Source organism: Streptomyces sp. NPDC046379 (genome assembly GCF_055587785.1).
On sequence record NZ_JBVJFP010000001.1, the window covers coordinates 608,314 to 628,266 of the forward strand.

Sequence of the window (19,953 nt, forward strand, 5' to 3'; positions counted from 1 at the left end):
GATGAGCCTGGCCCCGGCGCTGCCCCGCCCCTTCCCGCTGCCCGCCACGCCCGTGCTGCCCGTGGTGGCGGTGGTCGCCCTGCTGGGGCTGCCCGTGGGCCCCGGCGGCGGGGGCGGGGCCACCCCCGCCGACGCGGCGTCCGCCGTGCTGGTCGGGTTCTGCGTCGTACGGCTGCTGCGGCAGCGGCGCCGTCCGCTGTCCCGTACGGCCGCGCTGGTGCTGGGGCTGCCGGTGGCGGGCCTGGCCGTGGCGGCGGCCGGGGCGGCGTCGCCGGGGGCGGGGCTGACCGGCCTGGGGCGCTACCTCCAGGTGTTCGTGCTGGTGCCGGCGGCCGTGCTGCTGCTGATCCGCGGCCGGGGCGACTTCCGGCTGGTGGCCTGGTCGCTGGTGTGGCTCGCCGTGTGGCAGGGGGCGGTCGGCGTGCACCAGTACGCGACCGGGACCGGGGCCTCGTACCAGGGGCAGCCGATCCGCGCTGTCGGCACCTTCGGACCGCAGGACGTCATGGGGATGGCGAGCGTGGTCTCCCTCGGTGTGGTCTGCGCGCTCGGGCTGGCCCTCGGCGGCGGGGCGTCGGTGAGGCATCGGTGGGCGGCGGCCGGGTGCGCGCTCCTGCTGCTGCCGCCGCTCGCCCTGTCGTTCAGCCGGGGCGCGTGGATCGCCACCGCGCTGACCTGCGCGGTGCAGCTGGCCCTCGCCGGGGCGCGGCGGGCGCTCGCGGTGGGCGCGGCGGCGGTGGCGGCGGGCGTGGTGCTGGTGGGCGGGTTCGGTGTGGGCACGGCGCTGCTGCAGGAGCGGATGGCCAGCATCACGCAGGTCGCCGACTCCCCCGACCAGTCGGTGACCGACCGGTACAGCATGTGGGCGGCGGCCGTGGGCATGTGGCGCGAGCGGCCGCTGACCGGGGTGGGGCTGAAGGGCTTTCCCGAGCACCGGGACGCGCACGCCCCGCTGGCTCTGTCGTCGGGCAGCGACACCGAGGGCGCGGGCGTGGCCTACCGGCGCCAGCCGCTGCTGTCGCCGCACAACATGTATCTGCTGGTGCTGAGCGAGCAGGGGCTGATCGGGCTGCTGACGCTCGTGGGGAGCTGGCTGGCGCTGCTGGTGTGCGCCCTGCGGGGGCTGCTGCGGTGCCGGCGGCGGGGCGGCGGGCCGGACTGCGCGCTGGTCGCCTGCGGGCTGCTGGTGTGGCAGTTGACCGACTTCTGCTACGCCGACATCGGCGGGCCCTCCACGACGCTGACGGCGGTGGGTTTCGGGGCGGCGGCCTGGTGGGCGCTGTCCGGCGGGCGGGCCGAGGGGGCGTCGCGGCGATGACGGTGACTTCGCAGGACACGGCCGTCGTCCGGCCCGCGCAGAGCCCTCCCGGGGAGCGCGCCGCCACGCGCGGCTTCCTCGCCCGGGCCGCCCTCGTCACCGCCGCCCTCTCCGTCGCCGGCGCGCTGCTGGGGCTCGCCCGCGACCAGGCGCTGGCCCGGCTGTTCGGCGCCGGCACCGAGACGGACGCCTTCCTGGTGGCCTGGACCGTCCCGGAGTTCGCGGCGACGCTGCTCATCGAGGACGGTCTGGCGCTGGCGCTGATCCCGGCGTTCAGCCTTGCCCTGGCCCGGCGTGCGCAGGGCGCCCCCGGCGACCCGGTCCGCGCCCTGGTCGGCACGTCCCTGCCCCGCGTGGCGTCGGCACTGGTGGCCGCGTCGGCCCTGACCGCGCTCGCCGCCCCGCAGCTGGTCGCCGCCCTCGCTCCGGGCCTGTCCGACCGCTCCCTCGCCGTCGACTGCACCCGCCTGACCGCCACCTGTCTCCTCAGCTTCGGGCTCGCCGGGTACTGCAGCGCGGCCCTGCGCGCCCACCGCCGCTTCCTGGCGCCGGCGGCGATCTACGTCGCCTACAACGCCGGCATCATCGCGGCGATGGTCGCGCTGGGCGGGCGCTGGGGGGTGCGCTCGGCGGCGGTGGGCGTGGCGGCGGGCGGCTGCCTGATGGTGGCCGTACAGCTGCCGGCGCTGTGGCGGGAGCTGCGCGGGAAGGCGGCCGTCGGGGCGGCCGGGGCGGCGTCCGGGCCGGAGCGGCGAATGGGCGCCGCCGTCGTCTGCGCGGTGCTGCTGTTCGCGCTGTGCCGTCAGTCGCAGGTGCTCATCGAGCGTTTCCTCGCCTCCCATCTGGAGCCGGGGGCGATCTCGCACCTGAACTACGCGCAGAAGGTCGCGCAGGTCCCGATGACGCTGTCGCTGATGCTGTGCACGGTCACCTTCCCGGTGGTGGCGCGGGCCCTGGCCGACGGCGACACCGGGCGGGCCCGGGACCGGGTGGAGCGTGACCTGGCGCTGGCGGCGTGCATGGTGCTGCTGGGCGCCGCCGTGGTCGTCGCGTGCGCCCCGCAGATCGTCGAGGTGCTGTTCCAGCGCGGCGCGTTCGGCGCGGCGGACACGGCGGCGACCGCGAGCGTCATGCGGGTGTACGCGCTCGGGCTGCTCGGCCAGACGCTGGTGGGCGCGCTGGTCCGCTCGTACTTCTCGGACGGCCGGCCCTCCTGGTACCCGCTCGGCGCGATGGCCGCCGGGATCGCCGCCACCTCGGGCATCGGCGCGCTGAGCGCCGGTCCGCTGGGCGTCCACGGGATCGCCGCCGCCAATGCCGCCGGCATCACCCTGACCGCCGCGCTGCTGCTCGCCGGGATGCGCGAGCGCGGGGGCCGGCGGGCGCCGCACAGCGTCGTGCCGGTGCGGGTGCGGCGGGTGCTCGGCGCGCTGGGCCGGCCGGTGCTCGCGGCGGCGGTCGCCACGGCGGCCGGGGCGTACGCCGCGAGCCGGGCCGACGCGCCGGCGGCAGGTCTGCTCGCCGGCTGCCCGACCGTGATCGTCGTCTTCGCCCTGCTCGGGCGCGCCCTGGGCGACCAGGGCGTGACCTCGGCACTCCGTCATGTACGTTCCGCGACCCGAAGGCTTCCGCATGTCCGTACCCGTTGACGCCGGCACACGTGTCGCACCCCGCCCCGCTCCCGTCCCCTGGGTGGCGATGTACCACTCGGTGGGCGACTGCTCGAACGACCCCTACCGCATCACCGTCACCCCCGACCGCCTCGACGACCAGCTCCACTGGCTGCGCCGGCGCGGGCTGCGGGGCGTGTCCGTGGCCGAGCTGCTCGCCGCGCGCGCCCGCGGGGAGGACGCGGGCCTGGTGGGGCTGACCTTCGACGACGGTTACGCCGACTTCGTCGGGGCGGCGCTGCCGGTACTGCTGCGGCGCGGCTGCTCGGCCACCCTGTTCGTGCTGCCGGGACGGCTCGGCGGCGACAACGCCTGGGACCCGCTGGGCCCGCGCAAGCCGCTGCTGACCGCGGACGGCGTCCGGCAGGCGGCCGAGGCCGGCGTGGAGATCGGCTCGCACGGGCTGACGCACGTCGACCTCACCCGCGCCGACGACGCGACCCTGCGCGCCGAGACCGCCGACAGCAGAGCGCTGCTCTCGGAGTTGACCGGTGCTCCGGTCGCCGGGTTCTGCTACCCGTACGGCACGCTCGACGAACGCGCCGTGCGCGCCGTGCGGGACGCCGGGTACGCGTACGCCTGCGCGATCGACCCCGGCCCGCTCACCGGCCCGCACGCCCTGCCCCGCGTCCACATCGGGCAGCGGGACACCGGCGTACGGCTGCTGCTGAAGCACCGGCTGCACCGGCTGCGCCGCCGTCCCGTGGAGGGCGTGTGATGAGGGCGCTGCACATCATCACCGGCCTCGGCGTCGGCGGCGCGGAGCAGCAACTGCGGCTGCTGCTGCGGCATCTGCCCGTCGACTGCGACGTCCTGACGCTCACCAACCCGGGCGCGGTCGCCGAGGGACTGGCCGCCGACGGGGTGCGCGTGACCTGCCTCGGCATGGCCGGCAACAGCGACCTGGCCGCGCTGCCCCGGCTGGTCGGCCACATCCGCGCCGGCGGCTACGACCTGGTCCACACCCACCTGTACCGGGCCTGCCTCTACGGCCGGATCGCCGCCCGCATCGCCGGGGTGCGGGCGGTCGTCGCCACCGAGCACTCCCTCGGCGACTCCCGGATGGAGGGCCGCCGGCTGACACCGGGCGTGCGCGCGCTCTACCTCGCCGGGGAGCGCCTGGGCAGCACCACCGTCGCCGTCTCCCCCACGGTCGCCGACCGGCTGCGCCGCTGGGGCGTGCCCGCGGCCCGCGTCGAGGTGGTGCCCAACGGCATCGACCTTGACCGTTTCCGCTTCGACCCGGTGCGGCGGCTGCGCACCCGGCAGCGGCTCGGACTGCCCGGCGGCGCGTACGTCGTCGGGGCGGTGGGACGCCTCGCCGCCGGCAAGCGCTTCGACGTCGCCGTGCACTCCCTCGCCCTCCTCCCCCGCGACCACTGGCTGCTGCTGGTCGGCGGCGGCCCCGAGGAGAACGTGCTGCGGCGCACCGCCCACGAGGCCGGGGTCGCCGACCGGGTCCTGTTCACCGGCGAACGCCCCTATCTGCCCGACGGCTCCCCCGGACCCGACCTGCCGTCCCTCACCGACGCGATGGACGTGCTGGTCTCGCCCTCGCCCGAGGAGGCGTTCGGGCTGGCGGTCGTGGAGGCGCTGGCGTCGGGGCTGCCGGTGCTGTACGCGTCCTGCCCGGCCGTCGAGGACCTGCCCCCGCACAGCGCGCCCGGCGCGCGCCGGATCACCGGCGGCCCGGAGGAGTTCGCCCGCGCCGTCGCCGAGACCCGCGCGGCGGGCCCGCGCCCCCGCACCGCCCCCGACGCCGCCCGGCACTACTGCATCACCCGCAGCGCCGCCCGGCTGATGGACGTCTACGCGACCGCGCTCGCCGCCCCGCGCCCGCCGGCGACGGCGCCCTCGGTCCCGGCCCCTCCCCCGGCCGTGGCCGCGTCACCGGCAGCGGCCCCTTCACCGTCCCCGTCTCCGTCACCCCAGGGAGCCCGCACGTCATGACCGACACCCCCGCCCCCGGCCCGCTGTCCCGCCTGCGGACGCTGCCCCCGTGGTCGCTGCTCGCGGCCGGCGTCCTCGCGGGCGGACTGCTCGGCGGCGCGTACGGCGTGCTGCACACGCCCACCTACACGGCGACCAGCTATGTCGTCGCCGTCCCCACCGAGAAGTCGGACCCGGCCGCGGCCCTGGGCTTCGCGCAGGCGTACGGCAAGGTCGCCACGCAGCTGGCGGTGCTCGGGGACGCGCAGGTGTGGGCGGGCGTCCCCGTCGGCACCCTCCGGGACAGCGTGCGCACCGCCACCTCGCCGGACGCCCCGATGGTGGCCGTCTCCGCGGACTCGGCACGCCCCGACGTCGCCGCCGACATGGCCAACGCGGTCGCCCGCGCCCTGACCCGGCACGCGGGCGACGCCTCCGACGACACCCGCGTCGAGCTGCGGCAGTTCGCCCGCGCCCCCGAACCCGCCGAGCCGTCCTCCGCGTCCGCGCCGGTGACCGGGCTGGTCGGGGCGAGCGCGGGCGGGCTGCTGGGCGGACTGGCACTGCTGGTCAGGCCCCGGCGCGCCGCCGAGGACCCGGGCCGCGCCGCCTCCGTGCCGGGCCCGGCCGTCTCCGTCGACGCCCACCGGCCGCTGTGACGGCGGGCTACCGCACGGAGGCGGCGCCGGTACGGCGTCCCCCGGCGCCGGTCTACCGCACGGAGGTCGTCACCGACGAGCGCGCCTTCGCCGGCCTCGCCCCCGCCTGGGCCCGCCTCCACGCCCGCTCGCCCTCCGCGACGCCGTTCCAGAGCCACGCCTGGCTGCACTCCTGGTGGCTGTCGTACGGCAGCCCGGGCGGGCTGAGGCTGATCCTGGTCCGTGCCCACGACGCGGGCGGCGCGGGCGTCTCCGACGGCTCGGGTGCCCTCGGCGGTTCCGGCGGTGAACTCGTCGCGGCGGCCCCGCTGATGCGTGTGCGCCGCCCGCTGCCGGCGCTGGTCCCGCTCGGCGGGCCGATCTCCGACTACGCGGACGTCCTGCTCGACGACGAGCACGGGGAGGCCGCGGTCGCCGCGCTCACCGAAGGGCTCGCCCAGGCCGCCCGGACCGCGCTGATCGACTTCCGGGAGGTCCGGCCGGGCGCCGCCGTCGAACGCGTCTACGACCGCTGGACCGGCCCGCGCCGGCGCGTGGACGACTCGGTCTGCCTGGAACTGCCCGCCCTGCCCATGGACGGCCTGATCGACCGGCTGCCGTCGGCCAAGGCCCGGCAACGGTTCCGCGCCAAGCTCCGCAAGCTGCAGGCCCTCGGCGTCGAGCGGCGCGTCGTACCGCCGGGCGAGGCGGAGCGCGCGCTGGGCCGGATGCTGGAGCTGCACCGGCTGCAGTGGGAGGGGCGCGGGGTGACGCCGGAGCACCTGCGGCCCCGGTTCCGCGACCATCTGGTGCGCTCGGCGGGGCCGATGGTGCTCTCCGGGGACGCCGTGGTGACGGAGTTCCGGCTGGACGGCGAGGTGGTGGCCGTCGACCTGACGCTGCTGTCCCGGCGGCTCGCGGGCGGCTACCTGTACGGCGCCCATCCGCGGCTGCGGGAGCGCAGGGCGGACGTGGCGGTGATGCTGCTGGACGCCTGCGCCGAGCACGTCCGGCCGGGCGGACCCGGCACGCTGAGCCTGCTGCGCGGCAACGAGCCGTACAAGCACCACTGGCGCCCCGAGCCGGTGGTCAACAGGCGGCTGCTGCTGGCCCGGCGGCGCACGGCCCCGCTGCTGCGGGCCGCGCTGTACGGGGCGGGCCTGCGGCGGCTGGGCGGGGAGCTGCTGCGCCGCCGGAAGGAGCGCGACGGTGACCGCAGTTCCTGAAGCACGGTCACCGGAACCCGCCGGGGAACGGTCACCGGATGCGCGACCACCAGTCGAGCTTCACGCACAGCTCCCCGCCGAGCCAGTGCTCCATCCAGTCGTCCGGCATCAGGGGCGAGCAGTCCTGCGGCGGCTCGGTGGGCACCGTGGGCGCCGGTGGCGGCGTGACCTGGTCGGCGGGCTTCTTCTCCGCGCCGCGGCCGTAGAGGAACGACCGGTAGACGGCGGCCGACTGCGGGTTCGCGTCGCACTGCCAGACCCCGTGCGGGCAGTAGTCGGAGAGCGTGTTGTAGAGGGGCCTGTGACGGTCCATCCAGTCGAGCATGCGCTGCATGTAGACGGGGTTGTCGTCGTTGCGGAACAGGCCCCACTCGGGGTACGAGACCGGCTTGCCGTGCGCCTTCGCGAAGTCGACGTGGTCCTGGAGGCCGTACGGCTCGTTCACCTGTTCGTCGAAGGTGACCCCTTCCGGCTGGTCGTAGGAGTCCATGCCGATGACGTCGACCGTGTCGTCGCCCGGATAGCACTCGGTCCAGGCGATGGCGTCCCGGCCGCGGTTGGGGGCGAAGTCGAACCGGAACTCCTGGCCCGGCACGGCGCGCATGGCGGTGACGATCCGGTTCCAGTACCGCTTCCAGGCCACGGGGTCGGGCCCGCAGCGATGGGTGTAGGTCTCGCCGTTCATCTCCCAGCCGAGCACGAGGACGGTGTCCGTCAACCCGAGCCCCACCAGCCGCTGGGCGAGCGCGCGGAAGTGGTGGTCGAACCGCCCGGCCGCGCCCTGCCGCAGCAGCGCCCGCACCTCGGCGTCGTCGAACTTCTCCTCGTTGCCCTCCAGCATGGGGACGTTCAGGACGAAGATCCGGTCCTCGCGCGCGGCGCGCCAGTCGGCCCAGGCCTGGAGGAACGCCGGCGCGCCCTCGATGTTGCTCCACCGGTCGCCCGGCAGATACGTGTGCCCGACCCGCAGGTCGGCGCCGCCCAGCCAGCGGCTCAGCTCGGCCATCCGGGCCACGCCCTGCTCCCCGTAGTGGAGGTAGGCGCCGAAGGCGGGCTCGGCCTCGGCCTCCGCCTCGGGGGCGGCCGGCGGCAACGGCATCGGCCGGGTCGCCGGCGGGGGCGGCGGCGGAGCGGACGGCGGGGTCACCACCACGCCCAGGCCCGCGGCGAACACCGGACCCGCGGCCAGGGCGGCCGACGCGGCGATCGTCGCCACGACGCACGCCGCCCGGCGCAACCGGGACCGTCGCTGCTCTGCGGCCATGCCTGCTCCTCTCCACTCGGTCAGTTACTGACACCCAGTCATATGAGTGTGCTTTCCGCCAGTGCGGCTGTGGCGTACGAGTGTGTCGCCGGTCCGCACGGGTGAAATCGACCCGAAGGAAATACGACCGTGTCGTTGTTCGACACCCGAGTCCCCGCGGTCCTGCTGCGGACGGACCGGAATCCCTTTCACCACGGCACCCTCGGCGCCGTGCGCTCGCTCGGCAGAGCCGGCGTGGACGTGCACGTCGTCGCCGACTGCGCGGGCAGTCCCGTCCGCAGCTCCCGGTACGTCACCCGGCTGCATCCGCCGCCCGCCCCCGACGCCACGGCCGAGGAGGTCGCCGCCGTGCTGCGCCGGGTGGCCGCGAAGGTGGAGCGGCCCGCCGTGCTGATCCCGATGGACGACGCGGGCGCCGTCGCGGTGGACAGCGCGCGGGAGGTCCTCGCGCCCTCCTACCTGCTCCCGGAATCGCCGGCCGCGCTGCCCGAACGCGTCGCCGACAAGGCCGAACTGGCCGCCCTGTGCGCCACGCTCGACGTGCCGCACCCGCGGACGCTGATCCCCGCCGGCCCCGCGGAAGCCGCCTCGGACGCCTGGCGGCTCGGGCTGCCGGTGGTGGCCAAGTGGAGCCGGCCCTGGCTGCTGCCGCCCGGCGGCGGACTGCGCAGCACGGTCCTGGTGCGCTCTCCGCAGGAGGCGCGGGAGCTGTACGAGCGCTCCCCGGAGGCGGGCAGCCGGCTGCTGCTCCAGGAGTTCCTGCCGCCGGGGCCCGATCTGGACTGGTTCAGCCACGGCTACGCCGACCGGTCCGGCGCGGTGCGCGGCGGGGGCACGGGGCGCAAGCTGCACGCCTGGCCCCGCACCGCCGGGCTGACGGCGGTCGGCGAGTGGACCCCGAACCCGGAGGTGACGGCGCTGACCGAGCGCGTCGTCGCCGCGCTCGGCTACCGGGGCGTCCTCGACCTGGACTTCCGGCGCTGCGCCACGACCGGCCGTTACCACCTGCTGGACTTCAACCCGCGCCCCGGCGCGCAGTTCCGGCTGTTCGCCGACGCCGCCGGACTGGACGTCGTCCGCGCCCTGCACCTGGACCTGACGCACCGGCCGCTGCCGGAGGGGGCGCCGCGGCCCGGGCGGACGTTCGTCGTGGAGAACTACGCCCCGCTGAACCTGCCGCGCCCCACGCGCGGCGGCCGGGAGCTGGCCTGGCACGCCGGCGACGACCTCGCTCCCGGCTTCGCCATGAGCGCCCTGTGGACCCGGCACGTGCTGCGCCGGCTGGCCGAGCGGCTGCACACCCGGCCGGCGGCCCCCGTGCAGGCTCCCGTCCCACCTGCCCGCCAGGCCCCGCCGACCACCGAGCCGGCCGCCGTGCCGGCCGCCCTGACCGACGACGAGAAAGCGAGCAACTGCTGATGTACGACCTCCTGGTGGTGGGCGCGGGCCCCTACGGACTGTCCGTCGCGGCGCACGCCGCGGCCGCGGGCCTGCGGCTGTGCGTGCACGGGCGGCCGATGGCGTCCTGGCGGGACCACATGCCGCGCGGCATGTTCCTGAAGTCGGAGCCGTGGGCGTCCAACCTGTCCGACCCGACCGGACGTCGCCGGCTCGACGTGTACTGCGCGGGCCTGGGCGTCGACGCCCGGCACGGGCACCCGATCCCGGTGGAGACCTTCGCCGAGTACGGCCTGTGGTTCGCCCGCCACGCAGTGCCGGAGGTCGACGAGCGGACGGTGACCCGGCTGGCGCCCTGCCCGGACGGCTTCGAGGCGGTCCTGGACGACGGCGCGGTCCTGTACGCCCGTACGGTCGTGCTGGCCGTCGGCGTCATGCCGTTCACGGAGATCCCCGCGGCGCTGCGCGGCCTCGGCTCCTCCCGCGTCACCCACAGCAGCGACCACCGCGACCTGGACCGGTTCCGCGGGCGGGACGTCACGGTGGTCGGCGGAGGTCAGGCGGCCCTGGAGACGGCGGCGCTGCTCGCCGAACAGGGCACCTCCGTGCGGGTGCTGGCCCGCGCCGACCGGCTGTGCTGGAACGACGTCCCGCCGCCGTGGGAGCGCCCTTGGTGGCAGTCGGCCCGCTCCCCGCACAGCGGCCTGGGCCCCGGCTGGCGCAACTGGTTCTACGCGGAGCGCCCCGGCCTCTTCCACCGGCTCCCCGGCCGGCGCCGGGCGGCGATCACGGCGACGGCCCTGGGCCCGGCGGGCGCCTGGTGGGTACGGGACCGGGTGGAACCGGCGGTTGAGGTGCTGCTGGGGCACGAGGTCACGGCGGCCCGTCCCGCCGGTGACGGGGTGCGCCTGGAGATCGCCCACCGGGCGGCGGACGGCACGGCCGGCACGCGCTCGCTGGAGACCGGCCATGTCATCGCGGCAACGGGCTTCCGCCCGCGTGCCGACCGACTCGGTCTCCTCTCCGACGAGCTGCGCGCCTCGCTCGCCACGGAACCCGACGGCTCCCCCGCGGTCGGGCGCGACTTCGAGACCTCCCAGCCGGGCCTGTTCCTGGCCGGTCTGCCCACGGCGACGGCCTTCGGCCCGTCGATGCGCTTCGTCTACGGCGCGACGTTCACGGCCCCGACCGTGCTGCGCGGCGTCGGCTCCCGCCTGCGCAAGGGCCCGTGGAGCGCCCGGATCCCGGCGCCGGGGGGCAGGCGTTCGACTCCGGTCGCGCAGGGCTGAGGGCGCGGTACGGCGCGGGGCGCCCCCGGGGAGGCCGTACGGCACCTTGGAGCGCCCCGCGCCGAGGTGTTCCCGCGTGGGCGGCACGGCGCTCGGGGCGTTCCGCACCGGCCGCCTTTGCGGGAAGGGCCGGAAAACACCCCGCCCCGGCGACGGTCGGGCGTCGCCGGGGCGGGGTGGGGGTGTGCGCGGGTGCGGGCGTGGTTACCTGCGGGACGCCGTGCGGGCGCGGCGGTACAGGATCGCGCCGCCGATGATCATGGCGGCGCCGGCGCCCGAGGCGGCCATGAGGTTCTCGCTGCTGCCGGTCTCGGGCAGGGCGGGGGGCTCCTCGTGAACCGGCGGGGCCTCCTCCTCCGGGGCGGGCGGCTCCTCCTCCTCGACCGGAGGCTTCTCCTTGACCGGGGGCTTCTCCTTCACCGGCGGCGTCTTCGGGGGCGTGCCGTAGCCCTCGTCGCCGTTCTCGCACTCGTTGCCGAACGCCGGGTTGAGCGCGCCCACCAGGTTGACGCTGTTGCCGCAGACGTTGACCGGCACGTCGACCGGGACCTGGATGGTGTTGCCGGACAGGACGCCGGGCGACCCCTCGCTGAGGCCCTCCGCCGACGCGTCCGGGTCGTCGTAGGCGCCGTCGATGTCGCCGTAGCCGCCGTCGTCGCCCGACCGGTCGGTGCCGGACGCGTCGTCCTCGGGAGCGCTCGCCCGGTCCGTGCCGGACGCGTCGTCCTCGGGAGCGCCCGCCCGGTCCGTGCCGGACGTGTCGTCCTCGGGCGTGCCGCCGGACCTCTTGGTGGCGGGCGCGCTCTTGGCGGCGTCCTTGGTCCCGGCCGCGTCACCGTCGTTGGCGCAGGCGTTGCCGAACGACGGGTTGAGCGCGGCGATCACGTCCACGGTGTTGCCGCACAGGTTGATCGGCACGTGCACCGGGACCTGGACGGTGTTGCCGGACGCGACGCCCGGCGAGTTCTTGGCCGCCCCTTCCGCCTGCGAATCGGCGAGGGCGGGGCTGCCGTACAGGGACAGAATGCTCGTCGCGGCGGCCGCCGCGACCATTCCCCTGTTCAGGGTCTTCTGTCGCAATCTACTAGTCTTCCTGCTTGGAGAAATAAGGGAAAGAACCGGGAAAAGCCGGCCTCGGGACCCGATGGATTCGGTCCCGAGGCCGGCCGTGACGCAGCCTGTCGGCTGGTGCGGAACGACGTTACTTGTTCACGCACTTGTTGCCGGCTGCCGGGTTCAGGGCGGCGATGATATTGACCGTGTTGCCGCACACATTGACCGGCACATGCACAGGGACCTGGACCACGTTGCCCGAAAGAACGCCCGGGGAGCCGACTGCGGCACCCTTGGCTTCTGCGTCGGCGAAGGCCGGGGTGGCCATACCGAGGACCATGATCGCGCCAGCGACGACAGCAGCGCTCTTCTTCATGAACTTTCCCTTCTCTGCGGTCATGCCCGTGTGACGGCCGATAAGCCGAGCGAGCACAACTGAACGGCTCGCACCATGACCTGCAGCCTGCACACCAGGAATTGACAGCCGGAGAAACCACGGAACGTGGGAGGCCGGGAAGTTCACTCAGATGCTCCACTCCGCGCAGCGCAATACCGCCAGGTGAGCGACAAATCCCTCAGTCGGTCTTCACTTCGCGTTCCTTTCCTCGGGGCTACGCGTGTGTCCTTCGGACTCATCAACCGTCGCCACGGGAATTGGTTGCGGAAGTTCACCCGATCGGCCTGATCCGCGCCTGCGCGTACAGCTCCTCGACCTGCTGCGCGTACACCTCCGTCGCCGCTTGGCGCCGCACCTTCAGGGACGGCGTGAGCAGGCCGTTCTCCTCGGTGAACGCCCCCTCGACCAGCGCGAAGGCCCGGATCGACTCGGCGCGCGAGACGGCCTCGTTGGCGTGGTCGACGGCCTGCTGCACCGTCGCCCGCATCCGCGGGTCGGCGATCACCTCGGACATCGGCGTGTCGGCGGGCAGCCCGCGCACGGACAGCCAGTGGGCGACCGCCTCGGGGTCAAGGGTGATCAGCGCGGCCACGTAGGGGCGGTGGTCGCCGACGACCAGGCACTGGCCGATGGGCGGGCGGCTGCGCAGACGGTCCTCCAGCACCGCCGGTGAAACGTTCTTGCCGCCGGAGGTGACGATGATGTCCTTCTTCCGGCCGGTGATCGTGAGGCACCCGTCGGCGTCCAGCGTCCCGAGGTCCCCGGTGGCGAACCAGCCGTCCCGCAGGACCTCGCAGGTGGCCGCCGGGTCGTTCCAGTAGCCCCGGAAGACGGTGGCGCCCCTGATGAGCACCTCGCCGTCGTCGGCGATGCGCACCGAGGCGCCGGGGACCGGCAGGCCGACCGTGCCGGGGCGCGGGCTCCGCGGCGGGACCAGGGTGACGGCGGCGGTGGTCTCGGTCAGTCCGTAGCCCTCGTAGACGGCGATCCCCGCTGCGAGAAAGAACAGGTTCAGCTCGCGGTCGAGCGGGGAGCCGCCGCTGACGGCGTGGCGCACCCGGCCGCCCAGCTCCTTGCGCACGCGCCGGTAGACGAGCAGGTCGTACAGCGCCCGCGCGGCGCACAGCAGGGGGCCGGGTCCCCTGCCGCGGCCGAGGAGCCGGTTCAGGTACGCCTCGCCGTAGCGGACGGCGACGCGGTGGGCGCGGTCGAAGGACGCGCCGCGGCCGATCCGCTCGGCGGTGGCCCGGCCGGTCTGGTGGACCTTCTCGAACAGGTGGGGGACGCCGACCAGGAACGTGGGCCGGAACTCCTTCAGTGCCGGGCGCAGTTCGTCGGGCTTGACGCTCGGGAAGTGACCGACCTCGATCCGGGCCATGAGGCAGGCGATCTGCAGGGCGCGGCCGAGGATGTGGGCGAGGGGGAGGAAGAGCAGGGTGGAGGCCGGCCGCCGGCCGACCGCCTTGAAGACGGGGTGGAGCAGCTCGACCGTGTTGGCGGCCTCGGCGTGCAGATTGGCGTGGGTGAGGACGCAGCCCTTGGGCCGGCCGGTGGTGCCGGAGGTGTAGCAGACGGTCGCCACCGCGCCCGGGTTGAGGACGGTACGGCGTTTGGTGACCTCCTCGTCCGGGAGGTGGTCGCCGAGTGCGGCGAGGTGGACGAGGGCGCCGGCGCCGTCGTCGAACTGCCAGATGCGCGGGGACACGGGGTGGGCGGCCGTGGCGACGGCGACGGTGGCGGTGTCGCCCGTGGTCTCGGTGACGACGAGCCGGGCGCCCGAGTCGCGCAGGATCCAGTCCACCTGTTCGATGGAGGCCGTCGGGTAGACCGGAACGGTGACCCCGCCGGCGGCCCAGATCGCGAAGTCCAGGACGGTCCACTCGTAGCGGGTGCGGGACATCACGGCGACCCGGCCGCCGGGTGCGAGCCCGGCGGCGACGAGGCCCTTGGCGACGGCGGTGACCTCGCGGGCGAACGCGGCAGCGGTGACCGGCCGCCAGGGCCCCGAGGGGGTCGTCCTGCGGCGCAGGACGACCGCGCCCGGGTCGGCCGCCGCGGTGCCGTAGGGCAGGTCGGCCAGGCTGCCGGCGGGGGCGCCGGGGGCCAGCGGGGCGGTGCGCACCTCACGGACCCGGCCGGTGTCGTCCCGGAACAGCTCGACCGTGGCGCGGGCGCTGAGGCCGGCGCGCCGCTCGGCCCGTTTCAGATCCCTGCGTAAGCCCATGGGCGCTCCCGGTGGCGAGACGGCGACCGTCGTTGTTGACAGCAAGTCAACTTACTGTCGCGTACTGGAGCGTCAATGGGTAGTGTTCGATTCCGGTCGCCGGTTCAGGCGATCCAGCTCGCCCGGTCCACCGCCTCGGCCAGTCCCCGTACGTCCTCGTCCTCGGTGAGGGCCGCCAGCCGGTCGGCGTGTTCGGCGAGCTCGGACAGGGGGCGGGCGCCCGGCAGCCGGCGGGCCTGCGGGTCCGGGCGGCGCAGGGCGTCGGCGAAGTAGGCGGCGACGGCGGCGACCTGGAAGCGCGGGGACGCCTCGCGCACCGAGCCGTCGAGGGCGGCGGCATCCAGCCGGCCGGACTCCTCGTGCGGGGCGCGGGTTTTCGGGTCGAGCCAGCGGACGGTGGCCGTGGCGAGGTGTCCGTCGGCGCGGGGCCGGACGCGCACCGCGTACAGGGCGGTGACGGTGTGGCCGGGGCCGACCTCTCCCCCGTCGACGCGGTCGTCGCGGAAGTCCTCGTCGGCGACCGCGCGGTTCTCGTAGCCGACGAGGTGGAACTCGGCGACCGTCCGCGGGTCGAAGGCCACCTGTGCCTTGGCGTCGCGGGCGGTCAGGTCGACGTGCCGGGGCAGGTCCCGGGAGAAGACCTCGCGGGCTTCCTCGGGGGTGGAGACGTAGGTGGTGTGGCCGTCGCCGCGGTCGGCGAGGCGTTCCATCAGGTCGTCGCCGTAGTCGCTGCCGACGCCGACGCCGAAGAGGGTGATGCCGTGGGCGCGGCGGGCCTCGCCGATCTTCTCCAGGATGGCGTCGGGGTCGGTGTCGCCGGTGTTGGCGAGGGCGTCGGAGACCAGGACGACGCGGTTGGTGGCGCCCTCGCGCAGTCCCGCGACGGCGGTGGCGTAGCCGGTCTCGACGCCCGCGCCGAGGTTGGTGGACGCCGAGGGCTCCAGCCCGGCGACGGCCTCGTGGATCCGGTCGCGGTTGCCGCCGAGGCCGGTCATCGGCAGGACGGTCTCGGCCTCGTCGGTGAAGGTGACGATCGCGACCGCGTCGTCGTCGCGCAGCCGGTCGGTCATCACGCCGAGGGACTCCTTGGCGAGGTCCAGGCGGCCGGGTTCGGCCATGGAGCCGGAGACGTCGATGACGAAGGTGAGGGCGGCCGGCGGGCGCTCGCGCTCGTCGGCGGCGCGGGTGGCGAGGCCGACGCGGACCAGGGACCAGTCCCGCTCGCCGGTGCGGGCGCCGTCGACGGAGACGGTGAAGCCGTTGCCGTCGGGGCGCTCGTAGTCCTGGCGGAAGCTGTTGACGAACTCCTCGGGACGGATCGTCGACGGGTCGGGCCGGCCGCCCTCGGCGAGGACGCGGCGGGCGTAGCCGTAGGAGGCGGTGTCGACGTCGAGGGCGAAGGTGGACAGCAGGTCGGGCGCGGGAGCGACCTCGCGGGAGGACTCGTCGCCCTGCCCGCCGGAGCCCTCCTCGCCGTACCCCTGTCCGCCGCCGGTGACGCGACCGCTGTCCGGGGCGGGCAGCGGCGCCTCCTGACCGCCCTTGCGGGACGCGCCCGCGGCGCCCTCCTCGGTGTGGCTCGCGCTGCAGCCGGTGAGCAGCAGGCCGCCGGCCGCGGTGAGGGCGACCAGCGCCCCGCGCAGCCGCCGTGTTCCGTGAGCGTTCATCTCCGTTGCCCCCTGTGCCGGTTGGTGTCGCCTTCCGGTGACTGTGACGGCGCGGCGGGCGGGAACGTGCGCGACGAGACGTTGCGCTTGGGTCTCGAAGGGGCTACGGCGAGGGGGTTCCGAGACCGGCGGGTGATCCTCCGGTGACCTAGGAGACCACGTCCTTGCGGGCGAAACCGCGGAAGGCCAGGGCGAACAGCACCAGGGCGTACGTGACGGAGATCGCCGTGCCCTGGATCATGCCGGACCACTCGGGGCGGGGCTGTACGGCGTCGGCCCAGGCGAACTGCCAGTGCGCGGGCAGGAAGTGGCGCCAGTCGCCGAGGGCGGTCACGGCGTCGAGGACGTTGCCGACGATGGTCAGGCCGACCGCGCCGCCGACCGCGCCGAGCGGAGCGTCCGTCTTGGTGGACAGCCAGAACGCGAGCCCGGCGGTGACCAGTTGGGACACGAAGATGTACCCCACGACCACCACGAGCCGCTGCGCCGCCGTGCCCGCCTCCAGCACGCCGCCGGTGGGTATCTCCAGCGGCCCCCAGCCGTAGGCGACCGTGCCGACGGCCAGCGCCACGACCGGCAGCAGCACCATCGCGGCCAGGCTGAGCGCGAGCCCGACGACGAGTTTGGACCACAGCAGCCTGACCCGCGGCACGGGCGCCGCCAGCAGATAGCGCAGGGACGACCAGCTCGCCTCCGAGGCGACCGTGTCCCCGCAGAACAGGGCGACCGGGATCACCAGCAGGAAGCCCGCGGAGACGAAGAGGTTGACCGCGGCGAAGTTGGCCCCGGACGCCGTGGCCGTGTCCATCAGGGTGATGCGGTCGCCGCGCCCCTCGGGCTCGCCGCCGATCGCGAAGGCGACGACGAGGACGAACGGCAGGGCGGCGAGGATGCCGCCCATGACCAGGGTGCGGCGGCGCTTGAGCTGGCGGGCCAGTTCGACGCGCAGCGGCAGGGTGCGGCCGGCCCGGTAACCGGAGGCCACATCGGCGCCCGCGGCGAGGGTGCTGCCGCCCTGGGCGGTCGTGCCGCTCATGCGGAACCTCCGATCAGGGTCAGGAAGGCGTCCTCGAGCCGGCGGTGCGGGCCGACGGAGGTGACGGGCACGTCGAGCCGTACGAGTTCGGCGACCAGGTGGGCCGGGCTGCTCGCGGCGTCCATGCGGACCAGCAGTCCGTCGTCGGTGCGCACGGCCGAGACCACGCCCGGCAGGGCGGCCACCTTCTCGGCGACGGGCTCCTCCAGGGGCACGGCGGTGCCGACGAGGAGGGTGTCGCCGGAGCCGACGATCTCGGCGACGGGGCCCGCCTGCACGAGGCGGCCCCGGTCCATCACCACGAGATGCGTGCAGGACTGCTCGACCTCCGACAGGAGGTGGCTGGAGACGATCACGGTGCGGCCGGCTGCGGCGTAGCGGATCATCACCTCGCGCATCTCGCGGATCTGGGGCGGGTCGAGGCCGTTGGTCGGCTCGTCCAGGATGAGCAGGTCCGGCAGGCCGAGCATGGCCTGGGCGATGGCGAGGCGCTGGCGCATGCCCTGCGAGTAGGTGCGCACCGCGCGGGCGAGGGCGTCGCCGAGTCCGGCGATCTCCAGGGCCTCGTCCAGGTGGGCGTCCTCGGCGGGGCGGCCGGTGGCCCGCCAGTACAGCTCCAGGTTCTCCCGGCCGGACAGGTGGGGCAGGAAGCCCGCGCCCTCCACGAAGGCGCCGACACGGGAGAGCACGGGGGCGCCGGGGCGGATGGCGTGGCCGAAGACGCGGATCTCGCCGCCGTCCGGGACGATCAGGCCCATCAGCATGCGCAGGGTCGTCGTCTTGCCCGCGCCGTTGGGTCCGAGCAGGCCGAGGACCTGGCCCTTCTCCACGCGGAAGGAGAGGTCCCGGACCGCGTACCGGTCGGCCGCCTTGGCGTACCGCTTGCTCAGGCCGGTGATCTGCAGCGGGACGTCGGCGAGGGCCGGGTCCGAGGGCGGGGTGGCGGTGCGGCGGCGGGCCGAGAGCAGCAGCGCCAGCGCGGCCACGGCGCCGGTCGGCGGCAGCCACCACACCCAGGCGGGCAGCGGGGCGGCGGCGGTCGTCACGCCGGGGGCGGTCGGGACGGACAGGTCGCTCCGGAGAGAGACGGTGTACGACGCCGGGGCGGCCGGTGAGGCGTAGGCGAGGTCGGTGGAGGCGAGGACCAGGCGCAACCGGTGGCCCTTGTCCAGCTCGTGGTCGACGGCCGGGAGGGCGATGGTCACGTCCTTGCCGGACTTCGCGCCCTCGACCCGGACCGGCGTCACCAGCTGGGAGGGCAGCACCTGCTGCCGCCCGTCGGCGCCGACGTCGTACACCTTGGCGAACAGGACGGCGTCCTCGGAGGTGGACCTCACGCGGACGGTGACGGTGGGCGAGCCGGTGATGCGCAGGTCGTCGCCGAGGGGCGCGGAGTCGAAGCGGGCGTGCTGGCCGGGGAAGTCGAGGGAGACGCCGACGCCGAGGGAGGAGAGCTGGGCCAGGCCGCCGGCGCCGCCGATGCCGGGCAGGGCGGAGACGGCGGGCGGGCCGGCGCCGGGCGGGTTGTCGAAGGTCTGCTCGCGTCCGGTCAGGGGGATCGCGCGCCGGCCGCTGCCGAGGCCGGGGTAGGCGTCGGCGCTCGCGCCGCGCAGCAGGGCCTCGCCGTCGGTGGAGTCGACGCCTCCGGTGCGGGTGACGCGGAAGGCGGGGCCGGTGGCGGCGGACTCGTCGCCGTCGAGGTGGCGGTCGAACCACGCGGTGACGCGGGCCTGGACGCGGTCGGACTCCGGGTCGCCGCCGTCGTGGCCGCCGGCGATCCAGTCGACGTCGACGGGGGCGCCGTTGGCCTTGATGGCGCGTGCGGCGGCGTCGGCCTGGCCGAGCGGGAAGAGGGAGTCGGACTGGCCCTGCACCAGGAGGGTGGGGACCTCGATCCGGTCGGCGACGGCGACCGGTGAGCGTTCCTCCAGCAGCGCGCGGGCCTCGGGGTCGGGGGCGCCGGACTCGGCGACGCGTTCGTACATCGCGCACAGCCGCGCCTCGAACCGGTCGCAGCCGCCGCCGGAGTTGACGAAGATGCCGGCCCACAGCTTCTTGAACACGCCGTTCGGGAACAGCGCGTCGGCGAGGTTCCAGTAGGTGATCGCGGGGGCGATGGCGTCGACGCGGCCGTCGTGCCCGGCGGCGAGCAGGGCGACCGCGCCGCCGTAGGAGGCGCCGGCCATGCCCACGCGGGGGTCGCCGGCCCGGTCGAGGCGGACCTCGGGGCGCTCGGCCAGCCAGTCGATCAGCCGGGAGACGTCGGCGACCTCGCCGTCCGGGGCGTTCAGCCCGATCTTCCCGGTGGAGCGGCCGAAGCTGCGCGCCGACCAGGTCAGCACCGCGTAGCCGTCGCGGGCGAGGTCCTCGGCCTGGCCGCGCACGTCGTCCTTGCTGCCGCCGAAGCCGTGCGCCAGCAGGACGGCGGGCCGACGGCCGGAGTCACCGGCCGTGAAGTACGAGGTGTCGATGCGGATCCCGTCGCCCATGGCCATGACCCGGTCGGCACGGTGCACCGCGGGCGCGGCGTCGTCCGCGACGGCCGTCCAGGTGCCGGCGGCGGCGAGCACGACGACGGCGGCGCCGGCGGCGACGGTCCGCCGCGGTCCGCCGAGCAGCGTCCGCAGCCGCCCGCCCACGCGCCTCAGTCGAAGATCCATGCGTCAACGGTACGGCCCGCCCGTGACAACCGATGCCGCCGTCGGGTGGAGCCCCCGGCCCTCCTGCGGGCGTACGGGCCGGGCCGGGCGTACCGCGTTCGTGGTACGCCGCCGTGGACGCCGCCGGTCTCGCGGTATGCCGCCGGTCTCGCGGTATGCCGCCGGTCTCGCGGGGCCCGGCGGT

Annotated in this window: 15 protein-coding genes; 8 read left to right on the forward strand and 7 right to left on the reverse strand. The window is 75.4% G+C overall.

Annotated features, from left to right (window positions below; translation table 11 throughout):
- Nucleotide 1 precedes the first annotated feature (1 nt).
- The 6 genes from ACZ6KF_RS02725 to ACZ6KF_RS02750 are packed head-to-tail and all read left to right on the forward strand — an operon-like array spanning nucleotide 2 to nucleotide 6,781.
- Nucleotides 2–1,318 carry an O-antigen ligase family protein gene (locus ACZ6KF_RS02725; RefSeq protein ID WP_469236976.1) on the forward strand — a complete coding sequence of 439 codons (1,317 nt, stop codon included), beginning with the start codon at nucleotides 2–4 and terminating at the stop codon, nucleotides 1,316–1,318.
- The gene (gene murJ / locus ACZ6KF_RS02730; protein WP_356631505.1) at nucleotides 1,315–2,967 is read left to right on the forward strand and encodes a murein biosynthesis integral membrane protein MurJ; all 1,653 of its coding nucleotides are present in this window, start codon (nucleotides 1,315–1,317) and stop codon (nucleotides 2,965–2,967) included. Before ACZ6KF_RS02725 ends, murJ begins: the two co-directional genes overlap by 4 nt.
- Nucleotides 2,951–3,706: a polysaccharide deacetylase family protein gene (locus ACZ6KF_RS02735; protein ID WP_469158490.1), complete on the forward strand. Its 756-nt coding sequence runs from the start codon at nucleotides 2,951–2,953 to the stop codon at nucleotides 3,704–3,706. The genes murJ and ACZ6KF_RS02735 overlap by 17 nt, the downstream gene beginning before the upstream one ends.
- Nucleotides 3,706–4,938, forward strand: coding sequence for a glycosyltransferase (locus ACZ6KF_RS02740; RefSeq protein ID WP_469236980.1), 1,233 nt, complete (start codon nucleotides 3,706–3,708; stop codon nucleotides 4,936–4,938). Before ACZ6KF_RS02735 ends, ACZ6KF_RS02740 begins: the two co-directional genes overlap by 1 nt.
- A complete protein-coding gene (locus tag ACZ6KF_RS02745; RefSeq protein ID WP_356631499.1) occupies nucleotides 4,935–5,576 on the forward strand; it encodes a YveK family protein in 642 nt (213 codons plus the stop codon). The genes ACZ6KF_RS02740 and ACZ6KF_RS02745 overlap by 4 nt, the downstream gene beginning before the upstream one ends.
- Entirely contained in the window at nucleotides 5,573–6,781 is a 1,209-nt protein-coding gene (locus ACZ6KF_RS02750; RefSeq protein WP_469236982.1) for a GNAT family N-acetyltransferase, read from the forward strand. The genes ACZ6KF_RS02745 and ACZ6KF_RS02750 overlap by 4 nt, the downstream gene beginning before the upstream one ends.
- Nucleotides 6,782–6,812: 31 nt before the next feature.
- Here the strand turns inward: ACZ6KF_RS02750 and ACZ6KF_RS02755 are convergent, their stop codons facing one another.
- On the reverse strand, nucleotides 6,813–8,045 hold the full coding sequence (locus ACZ6KF_RS02755) for a glycoside hydrolase family 26 protein (RefSeq protein ID WP_469236985.1): 1,233 nt from the start codon (nucleotides 8,043–8,045) through the stop codon (nucleotides 6,813–6,815).
- Nucleotides 8,046–8,174: 129 nt separating this feature from the next.
- Here ACZ6KF_RS02755 and ACZ6KF_RS02760 point away from each other — a divergent pair, with 129 nt between their 5' ends.
- Together ACZ6KF_RS02760 and ACZ6KF_RS02765 are read left to right on the forward strand one after the other, a co-directional pair.
- On the forward strand, nucleotides 8,175–9,464 hold the full coding sequence (locus tag ACZ6KF_RS02760; protein WP_469158487.1) for a carboxylate--amine ligase: 1,290 nt from the start codon (nucleotides 8,175–8,177) through the stop codon (nucleotides 9,462–9,464).
- A complete protein-coding gene (locus tag ACZ6KF_RS02765; protein WP_469236987.1) occupies nucleotides 9,464–10,732 on the forward strand; it encodes an FAD-dependent oxidoreductase in 1,269 nt (422 codons plus the stop codon). The genes ACZ6KF_RS02760 and ACZ6KF_RS02765 overlap by 1 nt, the downstream gene beginning before the upstream one ends.
- A 204-nt stretch (nucleotides 10,733–10,936) precedes the next feature.
- On the opposite strand, the gene ACZ6KF_RS02770 is transcribed toward ACZ6KF_RS02765, so the two are convergent.
- From ACZ6KF_RS02770 to ACZ6KF_RS02795, 6 genes are all read right to left on the reverse strand, one after another.
- Complete coding sequence (locus ACZ6KF_RS02770) at nucleotides 10,937–11,812, reverse strand: chaplin (RefSeq protein WP_469236990.1); 876 nt, start codon at nucleotides 11,810–11,812, stop codon at nucleotides 10,937–10,939.
- A 121-nt stretch (nucleotides 11,813–11,933) separates the two neighbouring features.
- Nucleotides 11,934–12,161 (reverse strand): chaplin, encoded by a 228-nt coding sequence (locus ACZ6KF_RS02775; protein WP_356631487.1) that lies wholly within the window; start codon nucleotides 12,159–12,161, stop codon nucleotides 11,934–11,936.
- Between the two features lie 292 nt (nucleotides 12,162–12,453).
- Nucleotides 12,454–14,406: an AMP-dependent synthetase/ligase gene (locus ACZ6KF_RS02780; protein WP_469236992.1), complete on the reverse strand. Its 1,953-nt coding sequence runs from the start codon at nucleotides 14,404–14,406 to the stop codon at nucleotides 12,454–12,456.
- A 104-nt stretch (nucleotides 14,407–14,510) separates the two neighbouring features.
- Complete coding sequence (locus tag ACZ6KF_RS02785) at nucleotides 14,511–16,073, reverse strand: vWA domain-containing protein (protein ID WP_469236994.1); 1,563 nt, start codon at nucleotides 16,071–16,073, stop codon at nucleotides 14,511–14,513.
- 148 nt (nucleotides 16,074–16,221) lie between these two features.
- Nucleotides 16,222–17,109, reverse strand: coding sequence for an ABC transporter permease (locus ACZ6KF_RS02790; RefSeq protein WP_356631481.1), 888 nt, complete (start codon nucleotides 17,107–17,109; stop codon nucleotides 16,222–16,224).
- Nucleotides 17,106–19,769, reverse strand: coding sequence for an alpha/beta fold hydrolase (locus tag ACZ6KF_RS02795; RefSeq protein ID WP_469158482.1), 2,664 nt, complete (start codon nucleotides 19,767–19,769; stop codon nucleotides 17,106–17,108). Before ACZ6KF_RS02795 ends, ACZ6KF_RS02790 begins: the two co-directional genes overlap by 4 nt.
- Between the last annotated feature and the right edge of the window lie 184 nt (nucleotides 19,770–19,953).